Origin of the sequence: Pararhodobacter zhoushanensis, assembly GCF_003990445.1 — a bacterium.
GTDB classification, from domain to species: Bacteria; Pseudomonadota; Alphaproteobacteria; order Rhodobacterales; family Rhodobacteraceae; genus Pararhodobacter; species Pararhodobacter zhoushanensis.
This window is the reverse complement of the sequence record NZ_REEZ01000003.1, coordinates 345,449-366,704: the sequence shown is the minus strand read 5'-3', so window position 1 is coordinate 366,704 and position 21,256 is coordinate 345,449. Positions and strand designations below refer to the sequence as shown.

At 65.3% G+C, this 21,256-nt stretch carries 19 protein-coding genes; 12 read left to right on the top strand and 7 right to left on the bottom strand.

What is annotated here, in order from left to right:
* The first annotated feature begins 311 nt into the window (after positions 1-311).
* The 3 genes from EAE28_RS09890 to EAE28_RS09880 all read left to right on the top strand — a co-directional run bounded on the left by EAE28_RS09890 (position 312) and on the right by EAE28_RS09880 (position 2,463).
* Positions 312-545, top strand: coding sequence for an acyl carrier protein (locus EAE28_RS09890; protein ID WP_068304285.1), 234 nt, complete (start codon positions 312-314; stop codon positions 543-545).
* A 95-nt stretch (positions 546-640) separates the two neighbouring features.
* A complete protein-coding gene (locus tag EAE28_RS09885) occupies positions 641-1,525 on the top strand; it encodes a lysophospholipid acyltransferase family protein (protein ID WP_127105683.1) in 885 nt (294 codons plus the stop codon).
* A 53-nt stretch (positions 1,526-1,578) separates the two neighbouring features.
* Positions 1,579-2,463 (top strand): lysophospholipid acyltransferase family protein, encoded by an 885-nt coding sequence (locus tag EAE28_RS09880; protein WP_127105682.1) that lies wholly within the window; start codon positions 1,579-1,581, stop codon positions 2,461-2,463.
* A 3-nt stretch (positions 2,464-2,466) separates the two neighbouring features.
* Here EAE28_RS09880 and EAE28_RS23720 read toward each other — a convergent pair whose 3' ends face one another.
* The gene (locus EAE28_RS23720; RefSeq protein ID WP_164736601.1) at positions 2,467-3,405 is read right to left on the bottom strand and encodes a DUF1223 domain-containing protein; all 939 of its coding nucleotides are present in this window, start codon (positions 3,403-3,405) and stop codon (positions 2,467-2,469) included.
* 319 nt (positions 3,406-3,724) lie between these two features.
* Here EAE28_RS23720 and acnA point away from each other — a divergent pair, with 319 nt between their 5' ends.
* Positions 3,725-6,475 (top strand): aconitate hydratase AcnA, encoded by a 2,751-nt coding sequence (acnA, locus tag EAE28_RS09870; protein WP_127105681.1) that lies wholly within the window; start codon positions 3,725-3,727, stop codon positions 6,473-6,475.
* 272 nt (positions 6,476-6,747) lie between these two features.
* Here acnA and EAE28_RS09865 read toward each other — a convergent pair whose 3' ends face one another.
* Complete coding sequence (locus tag EAE28_RS09865; protein ID WP_127105680.1) at positions 6,748-7,359, bottom strand: riboflavin synthase; 612 nt, start codon at positions 7,357-7,359, stop codon at positions 6,748-6,750.
* A gap of 129 nt (positions 7,360-7,488) precedes the next feature.
* Between EAE28_RS09865 and EAE28_RS09860 the strand changes: the two genes are divergently transcribed.
* The 3 genes from EAE28_RS09860 (at position 7,489) to EAE28_RS09850 (ending at position 12,262) form a co-directional block, all read left to right on the top strand.
* Positions 7,489-8,778, top strand: a complete 1,290-nt coding sequence (locus EAE28_RS09860; protein ID WP_127105679.1) for a capsule biosynthesis protein — start codon at positions 7,489-7,491, stop codon at positions 8,776-8,778.
* A 364-nt stretch (positions 8,779-9,142) separates the two neighbouring features.
* The gene (locus EAE28_RS09855) at positions 9,143-10,192 is read left to right on the top strand and encodes a polysaccharide biosynthesis/export family protein (protein WP_127106004.1); all 1,050 of its coding nucleotides are present in this window, start codon (positions 9,143-9,145) and stop codon (positions 10,190-10,192) included.
* Between the two features lie 39 nt (positions 10,193-10,231).
* Positions 10,232-12,262, top strand: a complete 2,031-nt coding sequence (locus EAE28_RS09850; protein WP_127105678.1) for a capsular polysaccharide biosynthesis protein — start codon at positions 10,232-10,234, stop codon at positions 12,260-12,262.
* Between the two features lie 133 nt (positions 12,263-12,395).
* Here the strand turns inward: EAE28_RS09850 and EAE28_RS09845 are convergent, their stop codons facing one another.
* Positions 12,396-12,872, bottom strand: a complete 477-nt coding sequence (locus EAE28_RS09845) for a peptidoglycan-binding domain-containing protein (protein ID WP_246022325.1) — start codon at positions 12,870-12,872, stop codon at positions 12,396-12,398.
* 227 nt (positions 12,873-13,099) lie between these two features.
* Between EAE28_RS09845 and EAE28_RS09840 the strand changes: the two genes are divergently transcribed.
* The 5 genes from EAE28_RS09840 (at position 13,100) to EAE28_RS09820 (ending at position 19,197) form a co-directional block, all read left to right on the top strand.
* Positions 13,100-13,423 carry a 2Fe-2S iron-sulfur cluster-binding protein gene (locus EAE28_RS09840; protein WP_127105676.1) on the top strand — a complete coding sequence of 108 codons (324 nt, stop codon included), beginning with the start codon at positions 13,100-13,102 and terminating at the stop codon, positions 13,421-13,423.
* Positions 13,424-13,426: 3 nt separating this feature from the next.
* Positions 13,427-14,545 (top strand): AI-2E family transporter, encoded by a 1,119-nt coding sequence (locus EAE28_RS09835; protein WP_127105675.1) that lies wholly within the window; start codon positions 13,427-13,429, stop codon positions 14,543-14,545.
* Entirely contained in the window at positions 14,538-15,248 is a 711-nt protein-coding gene (locus EAE28_RS09830; RefSeq protein WP_246022324.1) for an HdaA/DnaA family protein, read from the top strand. Before EAE28_RS09835 ends, EAE28_RS09830 begins: the two co-directional genes overlap by 8 nt.
* A gap of 44 nt (positions 15,249-15,292) precedes the next feature.
* Positions 15,293-17,479: an RNA degradosome polyphosphate kinase gene (locus tag EAE28_RS09825; RefSeq protein ID WP_127105674.1), complete on the top strand. Its 2,187-nt coding sequence runs from the start codon at positions 15,293-15,295 to the stop codon at positions 17,477-17,479.
* A gap of 107 nt (positions 17,480-17,586) precedes the next feature.
* Positions 17,587-19,197: a Ppx/GppA family phosphatase gene (locus tag EAE28_RS09820; protein WP_425466767.1), complete on the top strand. Its 1,611-nt coding sequence runs from the start codon at positions 17,587-17,589 to the stop codon at positions 19,195-19,197.
* On the opposite strand, the gene EAE28_RS09815 is transcribed toward EAE28_RS09820, so the two are convergent.
* The 4 genes from EAE28_RS09815 to EAE28_RS09800 are packed head-to-tail and all read right to left on the bottom strand — an operon-like array spanning position 19,143 to position 21,252.
* A complete protein-coding gene (locus EAE28_RS09815) occupies positions 19,143-19,424 on the bottom strand; it encodes a hypothetical protein (protein ID WP_127105672.1) in 282 nt (93 codons plus the stop codon). The two genes, EAE28_RS09820 and EAE28_RS09815, sit on opposite strands and share 55 nt — an antisense overlap.
* 13 nt (positions 19,425-19,437) lie before the next feature.
* Positions 19,438-20,121, bottom strand: a complete 684-nt coding sequence (locus tag EAE28_RS09810) for a molecular chaperone DjiA (protein WP_127105671.1) — start codon at positions 20,119-20,121, stop codon at positions 19,438-19,440.
* A 43-nt stretch (positions 20,122-20,164) separates the two neighbouring features.
* A complete protein-coding gene (locus tag EAE28_RS09805) occupies positions 20,165-20,638 on the bottom strand; it encodes a GNAT family N-acetyltransferase (RefSeq protein WP_127105670.1) in 474 nt (157 codons plus the stop codon).
* On the bottom strand, positions 20,638-21,252 hold the full coding sequence (locus EAE28_RS09800; RefSeq protein WP_127105669.1) for a VOC family protein: 615 nt from the start codon (positions 21,250-21,252) through the stop codon (positions 20,638-20,640). The genes EAE28_RS09805 and EAE28_RS09800 overlap by 1 nt, the downstream gene beginning before the upstream one ends.
* Positions 21,253-21,256: the final 4 nt, after the last annotated feature.

The window sequence follows — 21,256 nt, the reverse complement described above, 5'->3', positions numbered from 1 at the left end:
CTCGACAGCCGGGCCTGCAAAGCGCAGGATGACAGGCAGCGTTAGGGGGTGGCGGGACTCCACCCCCAGCCGTTGAAATCCACGGTTTTCAACCCCAACTAGAGTCTCGCAGGGCACCGGAAAGGGCTCACAACGCGGTGAGGGAAAGCGTTTGCCTATCTGCCGGCTTGTGCTATAGGCGGCGCTGATTGAGCCGGGGCCTGCCCGTGCTGGTCCGGCCCGCCGCCTTGTTCGCCGTCGCGGCCGTCACAGCTTGCGAGAGCCAATTCAACATCAGGGCGGGTTCCGCCGAACGAAAACGAGGACAGAACATGAGCGATATCGCTGATCGCGTTAAGAAGATTGTGGTCGAACATCTCGGCGTCGAGGAAGACAAGATCACCGAGAACGCGTCGTTCATCGACGATCTGGGCGCTGACAGCCTCGACACCGTCGAGCTGGTCATGGCCTTCGAAGAAGAGTTCGGCATCGAGATCCCCGATGACGCGGCCGAGAACATCCAGACCTTTGGCGACGCGGTGAAATTCATCAGCGAAGCGGTCTGAGGTCAGGCGGCCTTGCTGCCGCAAGACCCCTGACGCTATGATCGCGCGGCCGTTCCCCACCCGGATCGGCCGCGTTTTTCATTGGCGCACCCGGTATGACGCAGAACCCACCCCCCACTCCCCGGCGCGTAACGCCGCGCGACCGCGCCACGCTGGCGCTGGTGGGCCTGCTGATGCGCCTGCCCTTCGGATTGCGCGTGCGGCTTGCGGGCTGGCTGGGGCGCACCGTGATCGGCCGCTTTGGCGCGATGCCGCACCGTGTCGCGCAGGCTGTGCACCATTTCCGCCCCGATCTGCCCGAGGCCGAGGTACAGCGCATCGCGCGTGAAGTCCCCGGCTCGATGGCGCGGATGATCACCGAGGTTCTGTCCGGCCCCGACCTTGCCGCCCTTGCCGCCACCCTGCCGCTGGAAGGCCCCGGTCTGGCCGCGCTGGATGAAGCCCATGCGCAGGGCCGCCCGGTGATTCTCGTCTCGGCGCATTTTGGCAATTACGACGCCTGGCGGCTGGCGCTGATCGCGCGCGGTTTTGCCATTGGCGGTTACTTCAAGGAACTGGGCAGCCCTGCCCTGAATGCCCGCTACGTCGAGGCCGTCTCGGCCTCGGGCGCGCCGATGTTTCCCGATACCGGCGAAGGCCTGCGGCGGTTGGTGAAATTTCTGCGCGGAGGCGGGATGCTGGGCATCCTGTGCGATCTGGACCGCCCGCAGGGGGTGATGCTCGACTTCCTCGGCCAACCCACCCGCACCGTGCTGTCCATGGCCGAGATGGCGCTGCGCTATGATGCGCTGCTGGTGCCGATCTGGGGCATCCGCACGCCCGGCAAGCCGGGCTTTCGCGTGCAAATCGACGCACCAGTGCCCGCGTCGGACGCCGAGACGATGACGCAGGCGCTGAACGACGCTTTCGCGGCGCAGGTCCGCGCGAACCCCGAGCAGTGGATCTGGTGGCACAACCGCCGCAAGGGCTCGCATCCGTGACGCGGCGGCGGGCGTGCTGGACACAGCCGCGCCCCGTGACTAGATACGAGCGCATGTCAGATGCCCCCGCCCCCGCCCGCCTTTCGTTTCGCCATTGGGTCGAAGACCGGGCAGAGGCGGCAATCTTCCGTGCAATTCTGGTGCTGCCCTACCGGCGGCGTATCCCCGCGATGGGTTGGTTCAGCCGGACCATTCTGGGACCGCTGGCGATGAATCGGCGGATCAAGGCCAATCTGGCCTATGTGTTTCCCGACATGCCGCAGGCGCAGGTCAAACAGATCTGCCGCGACGTGGCCGATAACTTTGGCCGTTCGCTGATCGAACTGCATTCAGGCGCCGAGTTCGCCCGCTTTGTCGCCACCCAACCCATCAGTGGCCCCGGTCTGGCGGCGCTGGATCAGGCCCATGCCGAGGGTCGCCCGGTGATTCTGGCCTCGGCGCATTACGGCAATTATGACGTGCTGCGCGCAGGTCTGACGGCACGTGGCTTTCGCGTTGGGGGCCTTTACCGGCCGCTTTCGAACCCGGCGGCGAACAAGCGGTACGTCGCGACCATCGAAAGCATTGCCACCCCCCTGTTTCCGCGCGGCAATGAAGGGCTGGGCGCGATGATCCGCTTTGTGAAATCGGGCGGGATGCTGGGGTTTCTGGGCGACCAGCACATGGCCCATGGCGAAATGCTGGATTTTCTGGGCAAGCCCGCCGCGAGCGCCACCTCGGCGGCCAAGATGGCGCTGAAATACAACGCACTGCTTGTGCCGCTCTATGCAACGCGCAACCCTGACGGGCTGACCTTCACGGTCGAGGTCGAAGAGCCGGTCCCGCACAGCGACGCGGTGACCATGACGCAAGCGATCAATGACAGCGTCTCGGCCAAGGTGCGTGCGCATCCGGGGCAATGGTTCTGGGTTCACCGCCGTTGGCGGCACACCGCCTGACGATCAGCGGATGCGCGCCGTCGCCATGACCTCGCCCTGCCCGCTTTCCTGAATGATCACCACAGCGGGGTCATCCCCTTCCAGCGGCACCGTCAGGCTGAGCGGCGAGAGCATGTCCCAGCTCGACACGGGTTCCCAACTGGTGACGATATTGGCGTATTGCGCCACGCGACCGGCGTTTTCACCGCCGCGGATATCGACGGTTTCCATCGGATGATACCGCACCAGCTGCACCGTGTAGGGGCCGACAGCCGGTCGTGGCGCCGGCACCGCGCCCGGTGCTTCCGACCCGGCCTGCGCCGAGCCACCCATGCTGAGCGTGCCGACAACCGTATTGGTCTGCATCCCGGTGATCGCCGAGCGGCGCGAGGCCATGGCGATCTGCGGTGCGGCGGCACTGGTCGGCGTGGCCGTGATCTGCAACGCGCCATCCTCGGTGCGCGCAAGGGTCAGCGAGACCTCGGCCTGATCATCCCGCTGCGCGGTGATGGCATCCATCACCTGCATCACAAGATAGCCTTCCATGATCTGCGTGCCGTTGATGACCACCTGCGGCGTGTAGATGGTCGAGTGGCCATACCGGCGGGCATAGCGCTGCTGACGTTCGGTATAGGCGCGCTGCGCGAAGGTATCGGCCCAGCCGATATAATCCCAGTAATCCACGTGCAGCGACAGGGCGACGACATCGTCGCGACCGGCCAGCTCCAGCATCATCTCATCGGCGGGCGGGCACGAGGCGCAGCCCTGCGCGGTATAAAGCTCAAGCAGAACAGGATGATCGACCGTGGTTGTCGGCGTGCCCTGCGCCACAGCGCCCGAGGCCAGAACAACAGCCAGCGCCGCCGAGCCACAGACCCGGCGCGCGCCGACCAAGCCTGCGCGCATCGATCCGTTTCTGGTCCGCGATCCGATGCCTGTCCGCATCCGTGCGATCAGCGTCATTCCCCACTCCTGCAACTTGTGGCTACTCAACCGGCAAATGCGCCGAGGTGCAAGCGACGGCAACCGCCTGGCGCTGCGTTACACCGCCTTGTGACAGCTCGGCAACGATGCGTGACCCGGAGACCGCCCGATACCCTTTCAAGGACGGGGTTTCGCGCCCTGCCCTGCGTCCCGTCGGGGTGGTCTTGCGCCCCGGTCGTCAGGATCTTTTTGTGCACAATGGTATACAAAAACACCCTCACCCCCTTGATCGACGGGGCCAGATAAGGCATGAGCAGCCTCAGCCAAACCCCTCTTGACCCGAAGGGAGCCTCCCCCAATGACTGTATTCGTCGGAAAAGACACCGCCAAGACGCGCAAGACGCTGACTGTTGGCGGTCAATCGATTGCGTATTACTCGATCCCCGCCGCTCAGGCCGCTGGCCTGGGTGACTTCAGCAAGCTTCCCGCTTCGCTGAAAGTCGTTCTGGAAAACATGCTGCGCTTCGAAGATGGCGGTTTCACCGTCTCGGTCGATGACGTCAAAGCGTTCTCTGACTGGGCCGACAACGGCGGCAAAAGCGCGCGCGAGATCGCCTATCGCCCCGCCCGCGTGCTGATGCAGGACTTCACCGGCGTTCCCGCCGTGGTTGACCTTGCCGCCATGCGCGACGGCATCAAGGGCCTCGGCGGCGACGCCCAGAAAATCAACCCGCTGGTCCCCGTCGATCTGGTCATTGACCACTCGGTGATGATCGACGAGTTCGGCACGCCCCGCGCCTTCCAGCGCAACGTCGATCTGGAATACGAGCGCAACATGGAGCGTTATGAGTTCTTGAAATGGGGCCAGACCGCGTTTGAAAACTTCCGCGTTGTGCCCCCCGGCACCGGCATCTGCCACCAGGTGAACCTTGAGTACCTCGCGCAGACCGTCTGGACCGACAAGGACCAGAACGGCGAGCAGGTCGCCTATCCCGATACGCTGGTCGGCACCGACAGCCACACCACCATGGTCAACGGCATGGCCGTTCTGGGCTGGGGCGTCGGCGGGATCGAGGCTGAGGCCGCGATGCTCGGCCAGCCCGTGTCGATGCTGATCCCCGAGGTCGTCGGCTTCAAGCTGACCGGCCGCATGATGGAAGGCACCACCGGCACCGATCTGGTGCTGAAAGTCGTGCAAATGCTGCGCAAACACGGCGTTGTCGGCAAATTCGTCGAATTCTACGGCGAAGGTCTGGACAATCTGCCGCTGGCCCAGCGTGCGACGATCGCCAACATGGCCCCGGAATACGGCGCCACCTGCGGCTTCTTCCCGATCGACGCCGAGACCCTGCGCTACATGCGTCAGACCGGCCGGGACGAGGACCGCATCGCGCTGGTCGAAGCCTATGCCAAAGAGAACGGCTTCTGGCGCGGCGCGGATTATGCGCCGATCTACTCGTCGACCCTGTCGCTGGACATGGACACCATCGTCCCCGCGATCTCGGGCCCCAAGCGCCCGCAGGACTATGTTGCGCTGACCGCCTCGGCTGAAGAGTTCGAGAAAGTCGTCGCCGGCTACCGCGGCATCGACATCACCGAAGCGGCCAAGGACATGGCCGATGAGGGCCCGGTCGCGACCAAACCTGTCGACATCCGCAAAACCGCCGCGGTTGAGGGCGAGGATTACGCGATCCGTGACGGCTCGGTGGTGATCGCTTCGATCACCTCGTGCACCAACACCTCGAACCCCTATGTGCTGATCGGCGCCGGTCTGGTGGCGCGCAAGGCGCGCGCTCTGGGCCTGAACCGCAAGCCTTGGGTCAAAACCTCGCTGGCCCCCGGCTCGCAGGTTGTCGAGCAATACCTGAAAGCGGCCAACCTTCAGGAAGACCTCGACGCCGTCGGCTTCAACATCGTCGGCTTTGGCTGCACCACCTGCATCGGCAACTCGGGCCCCCTGCAGCCCGAGATCTCGAAAGCGATCAACGACAACGACCTGATCGCGACCTCGGTGCTGTCGGGTAACCGCAACTTCGAAGGGCGCATCTCGCCCGACGTGCGCGCCAACTACCTGGCCTCGCCGCCGCTGGTCGTGGCCTATGCACTGGCCGGTGACATGAACATCGACCTGACCACCGAACCGCTGGCGCAGACGCCGGATGGCAAGGATGTCTATCTGAAAGACATCTGGCCGACCGATGCCGAGATCGCTGAACTGGTCGACCGGGTCGTGACCCGCGAAGCCTTCCTCGAGAAATACGCGGATGTGTTCAAGGGCGATGCCAAATGGCAGGCCGTGGAAGTCTCGGGCGGTGAAACCTACGACTGGCCGCCGACCTCGACCTACATCCAGAACCCGCCGTATTTCCGCGGCATGTCGGCCGAGAAAGGGCATATCGCCCCGATCACCGATGCGCGCGTGCTGGCGGTGCTGGGCGACATGATCACCACCGACCACATCTCGCCCGCAGGCTCGTTCAAGGCGACGACCCCGGCTGGCCAATACCTGACCGAACGTCAGGTCGCGGTGAAAGACTTCAACAGCTACGGCTCGCGTCGCGGCAACCATGAAGTCATGATGCGCGGCACCTTCGCCAATATCCGCATCAAGAACGAGATGCTGGACGGCGTCGAGGGCGGCTACACCAACGGGCCGGACGGGGCACAAACCTCGATCTACGACGCTGCGATGGCCTATATGGACGCCGGCACCCCGCTGGTGATCTTCGGCGGCATCGAATACGGCGCAGGCTCGTCGCGCGACTGGGCGGCCAAAGGCACCAATCTCCTGGGCGTCAAGGCCGTGATCGCCGAAAGCTTCGAGCGTATTCACCGCTCGAACCTCGTTGGCATGGGCGTGATCCCGTTCGAGTTCACCGGCGGCGACACCCGCAAATCGCTGGGCCTGACCGGCAAGGAAGTGGTGAGCATCGAAGGCCTGTCCGACGACATCAAACCGCTGTCGACGGTGCCCTGCACGATCACCTTCGCGGATGGCACGGTCAAAACGATCGAACTGAAATGCCGGATCGATACCGAAATCGAAGTCGACTACGTCAAGCATGGCGGCGTGCTGCACTATGTGCTGCGCGACCTCGCCAAGAGCTGATCGGCTGACACAAACAAAAGGCCCCGCCCTCGCGCGGGGCCTTTTTGCATGGAAAGAAGAAGGGGGGCTTTCCGCCCCCCTCTTCGCTTTCAGCGAATTCACCCCCCGAGGATATTTGAAGAGCAAAGAAAGCGCGGTTAACCCGTCGTTAACGCCGCTCTTTGCTCGCTAAATATCCCGGGGTGAATGGCGCGGCACGCGCCAGAGGGGCAGCGCCCCTCAAACGCACGCAAAGGCTTGAGCCCGCAGGGCTCTCCGCGCGGTCGCTCAGGTCAGAGCGAGGCGTCCCAGTCGCGCATGCGGGCAACGTAGCGGGCCAGTGTGTCGATCTCGAGGTTAATCGCGTCGCCAACGACCACATCGCCCCAGGTCGTCACCTCTTGCGTGTGCGGGATCAGGTTGATGCCGAACTCGCGCCCGTTCACCTCGTTTACCGTCAGCGACGTACCGTTCAGCGCCACCGAGCCTTTGGGTGCGATAAAGCGCGCCAGTGCCTCGGGGGCGCGGAAGGTGACGCGGGTGCTATCGCCCTCGCGCGCCATACCGACCACCTCGGCAACCCCGTCGACATGGCCGGACACGATATGCCCGCCCAACTCATCGCCCACCTTCAGCGCGCGTTCCAGATTGACGCGTTTTCCGGCGGCCCAGCTGTTGGGTCCGATGGCTGTCTTGCTCACCGTCTCGGCCGAGATATCTACGTCGAACCAGTTCTGCGGTGTTGTACCCAGTGCCACAACGGTCAGGCAGACCCCGTCGCAGGCGATGGAGGCACCAATGTCGATGCCCTCGACATCATAGCGCGTACCGATGCGCGCGCGCAGGTCGCCGCGCTCTTCCAGCGCCAGGATTTGGCCAATATCCGTTACAATGCCTGTAAACATGAGCGTATTTCCCCGATCCGACGCCCGAGAGGCCACGCTTTGGTCACCTTCGGGCTTTATGCTTGGCTCAATCTCTGGCATCCTTTTCGCAAAAGGGGAACACCCCACGGGCAGCAGGCGGGCCAACCTATGATCAGAACGACCGGCGATGACCGGCGCTTCCTGTTTTTGCAGGGGCCGCATGGTCCGTTTTTCAACCAGCTGGGCGCGATGTTGCGCCGGGCGGGGGCTGAGGTTTGGCGCGTCGGCTTCAACCGGGGGGATCAGGCCTATTGGGGGCGGCAGGGCTACATCCCCTATACCGGCCGCCAAGAGGATTGGCCTGCAGCCGTTGAAACCCATTTTGACAATCTCGCCATCACCGATCTGGTGCTCTACGGCGACACGCGCTTTATCCATGCCGAGGCGGTCGCCCGCGCCCAGACGCGCGGCATCACCGTGCATGTGTTCGAAGAAGGCTATCTGCGCCCCTGGTGGGTCAGCTATGAGCGCGGCGGCTCGAACGGGCATTCGCGGCTGATGGACCTGTCGATCCCCGAAATGCGCCATGCGCTTGAGGCCTGCGAAACCGACCTGATCGATGCGCCTGCGCATTGGGGCGACATGCGGCACCATGTTTTCTACGGCTTTGCCTATCACGCGCGGCTCTTGCTGGCCAATGGTGCCTACCGCGGCTTCCGCCCGCACCGTGCATTGAGTGTCACGCAGGAATTCCGCCTGCACCTCAACCGGTTGATCGCCATGCCCTTCCACGCCATCGAGCGCCGCCTGGCGACCCGGCGCGTGCGGACTGGCGGCTTCCCCTATCATCTGGCCCTGTTGCAGCTAGAGCATGACGCGAGCTTCCAACAGCACTCCCCGTTTCGCACGATGACCGAGTTTCTGGAGATGGCGATTCAGGGCTTTGCCAGTGGGGCGCCCCAGCATCATCATCTGGTGTTCAAGGCACACCCGCTGGAAGACGGGCGCACACGGCTCAAAGCGGATATCGCGCGGCTGGCGGCTGTGGCAGGTGTCGCGGAGCGGGTGCATTTCATCCGGGGCGGCAAGCTGGCCGCACTGCTCAACCATGCGCGTTCGGCCGTGACGGTGAACTCGACCGCCGCCCAGCAGGTGCTCTGGCGGGGCATGCCGCTCAAGGTGTTTGGCAGCGCCGTCTATGACAAGCCCGAGTTCGTCTCGACCCAGCCACTCCCTGAATTCTTTGCCCATCCGACCCGGCCCGATCTGAAAGCCTATCGCGACTATCGCCGGTTCCTGCTGGAGACATCGCAGCTTCCCGGTGGATTCTATTCGGCAGCCGGGCGACGTCAGTTGCTGCGGCAGGTGGTCGATCTGATCCTGTCGCCGGAAGACCCGTACAGCGCCCTGATCGCGGGACGTGCGGCTCCGCGGCAACACCTGCGGCTGGTGCCCTGAAGAACGTCTGACATCCAATGTCAGTCCATTGCCGCATGGCTCCAGCCACAACATCCGGGCTGTTGTCGGCGCTCAGCCCCCCTCATCTTGCTACACCGCGCCGTTGCTCTGCGCCGTACAACTGTCACGCGCGAACTGTCCGAGAACCGCTTGCGCCACTACGGCGCGTGCTCTGCCGGGGTCCGCGACATCCCACTTGGAAATTTCTGTATCTCTGTCTATACTTGCGTAAAAAACTTGAGGCAGATCCACCAAAGGAGCCCGAGCAGTGACTGTCAGACATTATCGCCGCGCATCAGCGCTGGCGCTCGGTGTGTTTGTGGCGGGCCTCAGCGCCTGCGGCATACCGCGTCCCGGGCCCAGCATGAACGAGATTTTCGCAGGTTCGGTCCTGCGCGAAGGCAACGCCTATATCGTCGCCGTCGGTGACCGCGTGAACCGTGCCGCCAACGTCCCCTTGTCGCTTGGCTTTTCGGATGCGTTGCGGTCAGCACGCGTTCTTGCGGGCGACACCATCCGCACCGGCGATACCGTCTCTGTCACTGTGTTCGAAAACGTGCCCGAAGGTCTGCTGACCTCGGCCGACACCCCCGGTGCGCGGCTGACCGAGCTGCAGGTCGACGATCAGGGCTATATTTACGTGCCCTTCGCCGGTCGCGTCCGCGCCTCGGGCCAGTCGCCCGAAGCCCTGCGTTCGGCCATCGCGCGCCAGCTCGACCAGCAGACGCCCGATCCGCAGGTCTATGTCAGCCGCACCGCAGGCGATGGCGCAACCGTCAGCGTCATCGGGCGCGTGGGTGCGCAGGGCGTCTATCCCATCGCGCGGCCCAACCTGCGCCTGACGGCGATGATCGCTTCGGCGGGCGGCATCAGCGTGCCAAGCGAAACTGCCGTTGTCACCGTCGCGCGCGGCGGCATTACCGACCGCGTCTGGTTGAGCGATCTTTTCGCCCACCCCGAACTGGACATTGCCATGCGCGGCGGCGACCGGATTTCGGTCGATGCCGACAACCGCCGCTTTACCGTGCTGGGCGCGACCGGATCGCAGGCGCTGATCACCTTCGACCAACCGACCATCACCGCGATCGAAGCATTGGCACAGGTCGGCGGTCTGGACGCCACCCGCGCAGATCCGACCGGCGTTTTCGTGTTCCGCGACGAACCGGCGGAAATTGCGCGCAACGTGCTGGGTCAGCAGGGTCTCGTGGGGGATCAGCGCATCACCTATGTTCTGGACCTGACGGCACCCAACGGCATGTTCCTGGCCCGCGATTTCGAGATTCGCGATGGCGACACGCTTTATGTCACCGAAGCCTCGGCGGTGACCTGGAACCGTCAGATCGCAGCCCTGTCCGGTTCGCTCAGCCTGACCGGATCGGCGGTGTCGGCGTATAATGACGCGACCTCCCCGTGATCGCAGCGGGCGCGCCCTTGGTGGCGCGCCCGGTTCGCCATGGTTACTGACCCCTCTCCTTTTGCCGGACGCCTGCTCGCCGCCAGCGGCGGATTTCTGGGGCCGTCGGCTCAGGCCCGCCGCATCCGCCGTATTCTTGAGCTGGCCGCTGCGCGCCCGCGTCTGGGCTGGCCCCGTGCGGAAGACGCCGTGCTCGCCTGGGGCCACAGCCCGCGCGCGCACCGGGCCGAAGCCCTCGCCGCGCGCTCGGGCGCGCCTCTGTGGCGCATCGAGGACGCCTGGATCCGCTCGATCAACCCGGGCCGTTTGCGCGGCGAGCCGCCGATGGGTCTGCTGCTGGACCGCGCCGGGATGCACTACGACCCTGCACAACCCTCTGATCTGGAACGCCTTCTGGCATCACACCCGCTGGACGACGGCGCGCTGATCGCCCGGGCCCGCACCGGCATCGACCGGCTGCGCGCGCTGCATTTGTCAAAATACAACACCCATGACCTCGCCCTGCCCGCGCCGGAACCGGGCTATGTGCTGATCATCGATCAGGTGCGCAGCGATGCCTCGCTCACCCACGGCGCGCCGCAACCCGCCGAGCGGCTGTTCCGCGAAATGCTGATCATCGCGCAAGAGGAAAACCCCGGCGCGCGCATCCTGATCCGCGCCCACCCCGAAAGCATGGCGGGCGCGCGTCCCGGCTATTACAGCGCCAAGGATGCGCAGGGCTTTGTGTCGTTCGTCGACGGCCCCCATTCACCCTGGTCGCTGCTGGAAGGGGCCGTGGCTGTGTACACTGTCGCCTCTCAGGTCGGGTTCGAGGCGATCCTCGCAGGCCACCGGCCACGAGTCTTTGGTGCGCCCTTCTACGCGGGCTGGGGGCTGAGCGCCGATGAAAACCCCGTGCCGCGCCGCCAACGCGTCTTGACCCGCACCCAGCTGTTCGCGCTGGCGATGCTGGAGTATCCGCTCTGGTACGACCCGCTGCGCGACCGGCTTTGCGCCTTCGAAGAGGTCGTCGACCAGATGGAGGCCCGCCTCACCGCCTACCGTCAGGACCGCAAGGGTCATATCGCCCGCGGCATGCGGCGCTGGAAGCGTGGGGCGATTCAGGCGTTCTTTGGCCGCGAGACACCGGTGCGCTTTGGTGATGAGGGCGCGACGCTTGCCTGGGCCTCAACCGCCCCTGCCGATTTCAACGGCTTGCGCATCGAGGATGGCTTTCTGCGCTCGCGCGGGTTGGGGGCCGATCTGGTCCCGCCGCTGTCGCTGGCCGTCGATGATCGCGGCATTTACTACGATCCCACGCGCGAGAGCCGCCTTGAAGCGCTGATCGCTGCGCCCCTGCCGCCCGGCGGCGCCGAGCGGGCCGACCGGCTGCGTGCCGCGATTCTGGCCAGCGGCGTGACGAAATACAACCTCTCCCCCGCGTCGTCAGACACCGCGGCCCAGGTCGCCGCCCTGCGCGCCGCGCACCCGGACGCGCCGGTGATCCTTGTCCCCGGTCAGGTCGAGGATGACGCCTCGATCCGCCTCGGCACCACCGACATCCGCACCAACCGCGCGCTTCTGCAAGCGGTGCGCGATGCCTCTCCCCAAGCCATCGTGCTCTACAAACCCCACCCCGATGTCGAGGCGGGCTTGCGCCCCGGCACGGTGGACGACGCAGAAACGCTCGCCGATCTGGTCCTGAACCATACCGACGCCCAATCCGCCCTTACCCTCGCCGACCGGGTCTGGACCCTCACCTCGGGCCTTGGCTTCGAGGCCCTGCTGCGCGGCATCCCCGTCACCACCCTTGGCGCACCGTTTTACGCAGGCTGGGGCCTGACCGACGACCGTGGCACCGTGCCCGAACGCCGCACCAGCGTCTTCCCTCGCCCTGACCTGACCCGCCTCACCCATGCCGCGCTGATCGCCTACCCGCGGTATCTCGACCCGCTGACCCGCCAACCCTGCGCGCCCGAACTGGCCGTCGAGCGCCTCGCCAGCGGCCAAACCGGCCGCCGTTCGCCCCGCCTGCGGGCGATGGCCAAACTGCAAGGCGCCTTCGCCAGCTACGCCCACCTCTGGCGCTGAACGCCAAAAGCGCAGCCTGCCGCTGCGCCCATCATCTGTCTGAAAAATATCCACGGGGGGCTTCCAAAGGGGGGAGCGTGCTCCTCCCTTTGGGCAGGGGGGTCGGGGGGCGGCAGCCCCCCGACACGCGCCCTCACATATTCGCGCGCGACACCGTCACCAACCCCAGCATCTGCGCCGCCTGTAGCGACAGCACACCACTATCCAGCCCCTGCGGCGCCTGCATCCGGCGCACGGCCTGCGAGGTCTCGCTGTCCCATTCGCCGGTGATCGGTCCGGCGTAATGCCCCCGTGCCGCCAGCGCACGCTGCAAGGACGCGATCATGTCGGTGTCGATCTGCTCGGGACACGGCACGGCGAAGAGGCGATCTTCGGCCGGATGAACCAGCCGCTCTTGCGGATGAACGCCCTCGCGGCCGGCCACCGGCACCAGCACGGTTTCGGTCACGGCGGGAATGCGGTCATTCGCCCAGCAGGCGCCATCCGGCGGGGTCAGCGTCTGACCGATCAGCGGCGTGACCTCGGCGCGTTGGGCTTCGGGTTGGACAGGCGTCGACTGGCAGGCTGCCAGCGCAAGAGACAAGATGAGAGGGAGGACAAGGCGTGTCATGAGACCCCGGGCACCGATTCGGCGCATTGTTTCTATTGTTGCCCCCAATCTGCCGCTGAAAGCGGGCATTTTCCGGGCAAGGAAACGGCGGGCAGCGGGCGCTTGCCGCACGATTTTGCGGCGAAGCGCCCGGCGCGCATGTCTGGTAAAAGCCCGGCGCGTGCCTTATGTCGGAACGGAACCAAACCACACGCGACCCCTTCACACGACGGACGAACGAGGCACCTATGGTCAAGATCACCTATCTGGAATTCGACGGCACCGAGCATGTCGTGGACGTCCCCGTCGGCCTGACGGTCATGGAAGGCGCGCGCGACAATGGCGTCAAGGGGATCGAGGCCGATTGCGGCGGGGCCTGCGCCTGCTCGACCTGCCACGTTTATGTCGACGAGTCCTGGGTCGAGAAGCTGCCGGCCAAGGACCCGATGGAAGAGGACATGCTCGATTTCGCCTTCGAGCCCGACCAGCGCCTGTCGCGCCTGACCTGCCAGATCAAGGTGACCCCCGCGCTTGAGGGTCTGGTCGTGCGCATGCCGGAAAAGCAGATCTGATCCATGGCCCTGCCTGTCCGACGCCAGTTGCAGTTCTGGGGGGTCTTTGCGGCCCTTCTGGTGTTGGTGCTCTGGTTTCTGGGCGATGTGCTGCTGCCCTTCGTGCTGGGCATGACGCTGGCCTATTTCCTTGATCCGGTCGCTGACCGGCTGGAAAGGCTGGGCATGGGGCGTACCGCTGCGACGGTGACCATCTCGCTGGGCGCGACGCTGATCTTCGTGCTCGGCATCCTGCTGATCGTACCGACGCTGGCGCAGCAGTTGCAGGCGCTGTTCACCTCGATCCCCGAGCGGACAACCCAGCTGACCGATCTGCTGACCGATCGTTTCCCGTCGCTGATGGACGAGAATTCGACCCTGCGTCAGTCGCTGGCCTCGCTGGGCGAAGCGGTTCAGTCGCGCGGCGGTGAACTGGCGCAGGCGATTCTGGGCTCGGCGGCCTCGGTGCTCAACATCGTGCTGCTGATTGTCGTGGTGCCGGTGGTAGCGTTCTACATGTTGCTCGACTGGGACCATATGGTCGCGCGCATCGACGAACTTCTGCCACGTGACCACGCCCCGGTGATCCGGCGTCTGGCCTCGGAAATCGACCGTACCGTCGCCGCTTTCGTGCGCGGGATGGGCACCGTCTGTCTGGTCATGGGCGTTTACTACGCCGTCGGACTGGGGCTGGTGGGGCTGCAATTCGGGCTGGTGATCGGGGCGATCACCGGGCTGATCACCTTCATCCCCTATGTCGGCGCGCTGGTCGGCGGCACGCTGGCGCTGGGTCTGGGGCTGGTGCAGTTCTGGGGCGATTGGGTGCAGGTCGGACTTGTCGCCGCGGTCTATATTGGCGGGCAGGCGATCGAGGGCAACGTGCTGACGCCCAAACTGGTGGGCAAATCGGTAGGCTTGCACCCGGTCTGGCTGATTCTGGCCCTCAGCGTGTTTGGCGCGCTGTTTGGCTTTGTCGGCATGCTGGTCGCTGTACCGGTCGCTGCCGCCATCGGCGTCATGGTACGCCATGCCACCGAGGTGTATCAGGAAAGCTCGCTTTATGAGGGCACCGAATCCGCCGGTCGGCGCAACGTCCGTGTCAGCGCACCGCGCGTAGCGGATCAGCCCGATCCCCGTGGTTAAACCCGTCGAACAACTGTCGCTCGCGCTGCCCAGCGCGGCGGCCATGGGGCGCGAGGATTTCCTTGTCGCGCCCTCGAACGCGACCGCGCTGGCGGCGCTGGACGACCCGCGCGGATTGCCCGCCGGGCTGACCGTGCTGATCGGCCCCCCCGGTTCGGGCAAGACGCATCTGGCCCATGTCTGGGCCGCGCGGGTTGGCGCCCATTGGCAGACACCCGAGACGCTGGTCGATACACTGCCCGCCCTTCTGTCCGAAGAAGCCCCTCGCTGCGTGGTGATCGACGACGCCCAGAAACTGGCGCAAACACCGGGCGAAGAGGCGCTTTTCCATCTGGTCAACCACTTGCGCGGCAAGGGGCAATTGTTGCTGACCGCGCCGGTGCCGGTGCGCGACTGGGGTCTGCTGCTGCCCGATCTGGTCTCGCGTCTGTCCGCCGCCGCGCATCCAGCGCTGGCCGAACCGGATGAGGGGCTGCTGGCCGCCGTGCTGGTCAAACTGTTCACCGACCGCCAGTTGCGGGTCGAGCCTGCGCTGATCGACTTCCTACTCAGCCGGATGGAGCGCTCTCTGGCCGCTGCCGGTGACGTTGTCGCCCGGCTTGACCGGCTGGGGCTGCAAACCAAGCGCCGCATCACCCGTGATCTTGCGCGACAAGTTCTGGCCGAGGATCTCGACAATCCCGACCCAGACGCGGCATCATGAGCGACCATCACCAAACTGTCGCAATTCCGGGATATCGGAGCGTTATGAGCACCTCAGATTTCCTCCACGGCCCGTTCCCCGATCCGATCGACCCTCCTGAGGGGTTTGACCCGGCCTCGCCTGCGCGGTTTTTCAACCGTGAGCTGTCCTGGGTCGCGTTCAACTGGCGGGTGCTGGATGAGGCGTCAAACCCCCGCGTGCCGCTGCTGGAACGGGTGCGGTTCCTGTCGATCTCGGCGACCAATCTGGACGAGTTCTATACCGTCCGCGTCGCGGGCCTGCGCGAGCTGTACCGGGCGGGCAACACCACGCCCTCGACCGATGGCCTGACGCCGCAAGAACAACTCGACCAGATCAACGAGGACGCGCGGCAACTGCTGTCCAACCAGCAGGAAACCTTCGGCGTGCTGCGCGCCAAGCTGGAAGAGGAGAACATGTTCATCCTCGACCGGCAGGCGCTGACGCCGCAGGATCGGACCTTTCTGGACGAATATTTCCTGTCCAATGTCTTCCCGATGCTCTCGCCGCTGGCCATCGACCCGGCGCACCCCTTCCCGTTCATCCCGAACGCCGGTTTCTGTCTGGCCCTGACCATCGAGCGCAAGGCCGACGGGTTGCGCCGCAGCGCCCTGCTGCCGGTGCCGCAGCAGATCGACCGGTTCATCCGCCTGCCCGCCGAGGGGCTGGCCTACCGCTTCTTGCCACTGGAAGAGCTGCTGCTCGACCAGTTGCACGCCCTTTTCCCCGGCTATGTCGTCCGTAATTCCTGTGCCTTCCGCGTGCTGCGCGATTCGGACATGGAGGTCGAGGAAGAGGCCGAGGATCTGGTGCGCGAGTTCGAGGTCGCGCTCAAACGCCGCCGCCGGGGCGAAGTGGTCCGCATGACCCTGACCGCCGGGGCCGAACCGTCGCTCCGCGCGCTGATCATGCATGAACTGGGTGTCACCCCCGATGAGGTGATCGAACTGGACGGGCTGGTCGGCATGTCCGACGTCAAGGAACTGGTGGTCGACGGGCGGCGCGATCTGCAATGGCCGCCGTTCAGCCCGCGCGTGCCCGAGCGTGTCCAGGACCACGACGGCGACATGTTCGCGGCGATTCGCCAAAAGGACATGCTGCTGCACCACCCCTACGAGACGTTCGATATGGTGGTGCGCTTCCTCAAGCAGGCCGCCATCGACCCCAACGTGCTGGCGATCAAGCAGACGCTCTACCGCACGTCGCGCGACAGCCCGATCGTTGACGCGCTGTGCGAAGCGGCCGAGGCAGGCAAATCCGTCACCGCCTTTGTCGAGCTGAAAGCCCGCTTTGACGAGGCTGCCAACATCCGCCAGTCGCGCCGTCTGGAACGGGCGGGCGCGCATGTCGTTTACGGCTTCATCCACTACAAGACCCACGCCAAGATTTCGGCGGTGGTCCGGCGTGAAGGGGACAAGCTGGTCACCTATACGCACTGGGGCACGGGCAACTATCACCCGATCACCGCGCGCATCTACACCGACCTCAGCCTGTTCACCTGTGAGCCCGCACTGGGGCGCGACGCGGCGCGGGTGTTCAACTATCTGAGCGGCTATGCGCAGCCCGAGATGCTGGAGAATCTGGCGATTTCGCCGATCTCGCTGAAAGACCGTTTGATCGAGCTGATCGCGCGCGAGGCCGATCACGCCCGCGCCGGACGGCCTGCGCAGATCTGGGCCAAGATGAACTCGGTCGTCGATCCTGACGTCATCGACGCGCTTTATGCGGCGGGTCAGGCGGGGGTGCAGATCAGTCTGGTGATCCGCGGGATCTGTGCGATCCGGCCCGGCATCAAGGGCTTTTCGGAAAACATCAGGGTCAAGTCCATCGTTGGCCGCTTCCTTGAGCACTCGCGAATCGTTTGTTTCGGCTCGGGCCACGGGCTACCGTCGGAACACGCGCGGGTCTTCATGTCCTCGGCGGACTGGATGGGGCGCAACCTGCTGCGCCGGGTCGAGACGCTGGTCGAGATCAAGAACGCCACGGTGAAGGCGCAGATCGTCAGTCAGATCATGGCCGCGAACAATTTTGACGAGGCACAAAGCTGGATACTGGACGGCAACGGCCGCTATCTGCGCGCCACGCCGGATGTCGGGGCCGAGGATCGGCCGATGTTCAGCTGTCACCGCTTCTTCATGGAGAACCCGTCGCTTTCTGGTCGCGGCTCGGCCGGGGCGCATGACGTTCCCGAATTGGCGCATGGGCCCGAGTGACCCCTTTGGATCTGACTGACGCGGTAGGAATGTCGGAAGGCGCGGTTGACGCCGCGCCGCAGCGCCGACTAAATGCAAGCAGCCGCCCCAGATCGAAGAGGAAGGCCATGGAAGACGGTAACGAACCCATGACCACCCCGACCCCCGTCCGTGGCTATTTCGGCGGGACACCCCTGTTTGACGATGACGCCATGCGCCACCTTGACCGGGTGGGGGTGATCGACGTGGGCTCGAACTCGGTGCGGATGGTGGTGTTTGACGGTGCTGCCCGCTCGCCTGCGTATTTCTTCAACGAAAAGATCCTGTGCGGTCTGGGCCGTGGGCTAACCGATACCGGACGCCTGAACGCCGAAGGCCGCGCCCGCGCGCTGGCGGCGATCAAGCGCTTTGCACTGCTGGCCGACGACATGGCGCTGACCAGCATGACGGTGGTGGCCACCGCCGCCGTGCGCGAGGCCGAGGACGGCGAAGACTTCAAGGCCGAGGTCGAGGCCGCCACCGGCATCGAGATGATGATCATCCCCGGCACCGAAGAGGCCCGGCTGTCGGCGCAGGGCGTGCTGCTGGGCTGGCCCGGCGCACGGGGGCTGGTGTGCGACATCGGCGGCTCGTCGATGGAGCTGGCCGAGATCGGCGACAACACCGTGGGCCGCCGTGTCAGTTCGGCGCTGGGGCCGTTCCGGCTGCAACAGGTCACCGGTGGCAAGAAGGGTCTGCACGACCATATTTCCAAGACGCTGAAACAGCTGCGCGAAGAGGTCGGCGCCGATCACCACGCGCTCTATCTGGTCGGCGGGTCGTGGCGGGCCCTCGCCCGGCTGGACATGGAGCGGCGCGGCTATCCGCTGACCGTGCTGCATGAATACCAGATGACGCCCAAGTCGATCCGCAAGACCATCGACTGGCTGGCGACGCAGGATCTGAAAACCCTGCGCAACAAGACCGGCACCTCACCCGAGCGCATCGCGCTGGTGCCATTGGCGACAGTGGTGCTGCGCCAGATGCTGACGATCTTCCGGCCCAAAGAGATCTTCATTTCAAGCTATGGCATCCGTGAAGGCATCCTGTTCGAACAGATGCCCGACGAGTTGCGCGCCCGCGATCCGTTGATCGAGGCCGGTCGCCATCTGGAATCGACCAACGCGCGGATGCCGGGCTTTGGGCGTGCGCTGTATGAATTCCTGATGCCGCTGTACCGCAATGTCTCGGACGAGCGGCTGCGCCTGATCAAAGCGGCCTGCCTGCTGCATGATGTGAATTGGCGCGCGCACCCCGATTACCGGTCGGAAAGCTGTTTTGACACGGCGACGCGGGCCAATCTGGGCGGGCTGGATCACAAGGGCCGGGTCTACTTAGGTCTGGCGCTGATGAACCGCTATAAATCGCCGGGCGCGGACAGCCGGATCACGCCGTTGCTGACTCTGTTGGACGAAGAAGAAATCCGCCACGCGATCATGCTGGGCAAGGCCATGCGCTTTGGCGCGATGTTCTCGCTGGCCGGACCGCAAGCGGCAGGTGAGCTACGCTACTTCCCCAAGAAAAAGGTGCTGGAGCTGATCCTGCAACCCGAGCGCAAGGATCTCTTCGGCGAGGTTGCCGCACAGCGCTTTGCGGCATTGGCCAAGACCTTGGGCGTGACCACCAACCTGCGCGTTGCGCGCAATCACAGCTCCAAGCTGCCGTCCGAACCCTCGACGGAAGGCTCTGAAGGCGCTTGATCCTCGTGCCGGCGGCGGATGAGAATATCGCCGTTGGGCAGCACCTCGGGCGCGTGCCAGCCGGACAGATCGCCCAGCATAGCGCTCAGTTCACGCATCCACGGGTCAATCGCACCCAGCATGTCGGAAAACAGCTGATCCAGCCGCCCGGGTTCGTCCGCCTCCTGCGCCACGGCCGGTGTGCCCAGACTGACCAGCAGTGCCAGTATCATCGCGCGTGTGTGCATGATCCCCTCCCCTTCAGGCCGCGTGTCGTTGCTGCACCTCTTCCCAGGCGCTGTTGAGCGCCTTGAGCCGCTCTTCGGCCAGACGCACCGCTTCGTCCGGCACCCCCCGCGCGCGCAGCTGATCGGGGTGTGTTTCGCGCACCATGCGCCGGAACGCGGCGCGGGCCTGATCCAGCGTGGCATCCTGTGGCAGTTCCAGCAGATCCAGTGGGTCGGGGCTGGCACCCGGCACAAACCGCGCCTGCATCGAGCGATAATACGCCTCACCCAGCCCGAAGATGCCGGCAACCTCGCGCAGGAACGCATCCTCGGCCGGATGGAAATCCCCATCGGCCAGCGCGATGTGGAACAGCCCCTCCATCAGATCGCGCAGCACCGGATCATCCGGCGGAAAGAGCCCGGCGATCTTGCGCGCATAGGCGTCAAACCCGGCCACGTCCTGCCGCGCCAGATTGAAGACGCGGGCGGCGCTGGGTTCATCTTCGGGCGGGATGGTGAACACGGCGCGGAAAGCCGCGACCTCACCCTTTGTGACGGTGCCGTCAGCCTTGGCCAGCTTGGCCCCCAGCGCGATCACACCGATGGTAAAGGCGACCGTGCGCTCAGGGCGCTGGCGCAGGCGGTCAAACACGGCGCTGAGCGGTTCGCCCGTGCGCAGAGCCTCAATTGCATCGGTGATCCGGGTCCAGAGTGACATGCGATCATTCTAGCCGCGCGCGCGCGGTTTGAACATGCGACGATCACAACATTTTCTGCATCAGCACAAGATCGTGCCAGCTGCCCAGTTTCCAGCCGACCTGCGGCAGGCGGCCGACCTCCAAATAGCCAATCGCCGCGTGAAACGCGATGCCTGCCGGGTTCGAGCCACTGACCCCGGCGATCATGGCACGGTGGCCGTGGTCGCGCGCGATCCCCTCGATCGCCGCCATCAGCGCCCGGCCCACGCCCTTGCCGTTGGCTTGAGGCGACAGGATGATGGTGTGTTCCTGCGCAAAGGCATAGCCGGGACCGCTGCGGAATTGCGCGTAGGTGGCAAAACCCACCGGGCCGTCGCCCGGGTCGGCGACGACAAAGACCTGCTTCTGTGTGATCATCGCGATGATCTCGTCGGGCGAGCGTTCAAGCGGCGAAAAGGTCACCACTGTGTCGCGAATCAACGGGTTCCAGAAACCCGCGATGGCCGGCGCATCGCCGGGAACGGCGGGCCGGATCATCACAGCGTCTTGCGCCCACTTGGTGTATCGAAGGTCGCCGAGATCCCCGGCGCCCCCGTAATCACTGTGACCCGAGGATCGTCGATCAGCGGTGCCAGCGCCGCCTGCAAGACCGAGGCGCGCGGGTGGCTGAGCGTCAGCGCCACCAGCCGCACACCGCGATCAGGCAGGCGTGTGCTCGGATGCGGCACACCCGGCCCCCAGGCGATCAGCGCCGGGGCGCAATTGTCGAAGGGCAGCACGCCGCTGTCTGGCAGGGCAAATTCCCAGGTCAGCGCGTCGCGGCGAAACGGGACCGGCGTGCCGGTGCCCATTGGCGCCTGTGCCAATGTCTCGGCCATGTCGTCACAGCGCAGGATCCAGTTGCGCACGGCGGGCGGGCCGTCGAAACTGTCCATCGCAAACCAGCGCGGGCGGTCGGGGGTCTGACCCTCGGGGTCGATGGCGATCAGCTCGAAATATTCCCCCTCGCCCAGCGATAACAGCCGGTTATGCGTGCCCATCTGGGCATGCTTGCCGCCCGGCTCCAATGGGACGCCGAGCAGGGCCTCGATGGTCGGAGCGTCCGCCGCAAGCGAGCCACAAGCGACGGCGAGATGATCGAAGAGTGCCATAGGA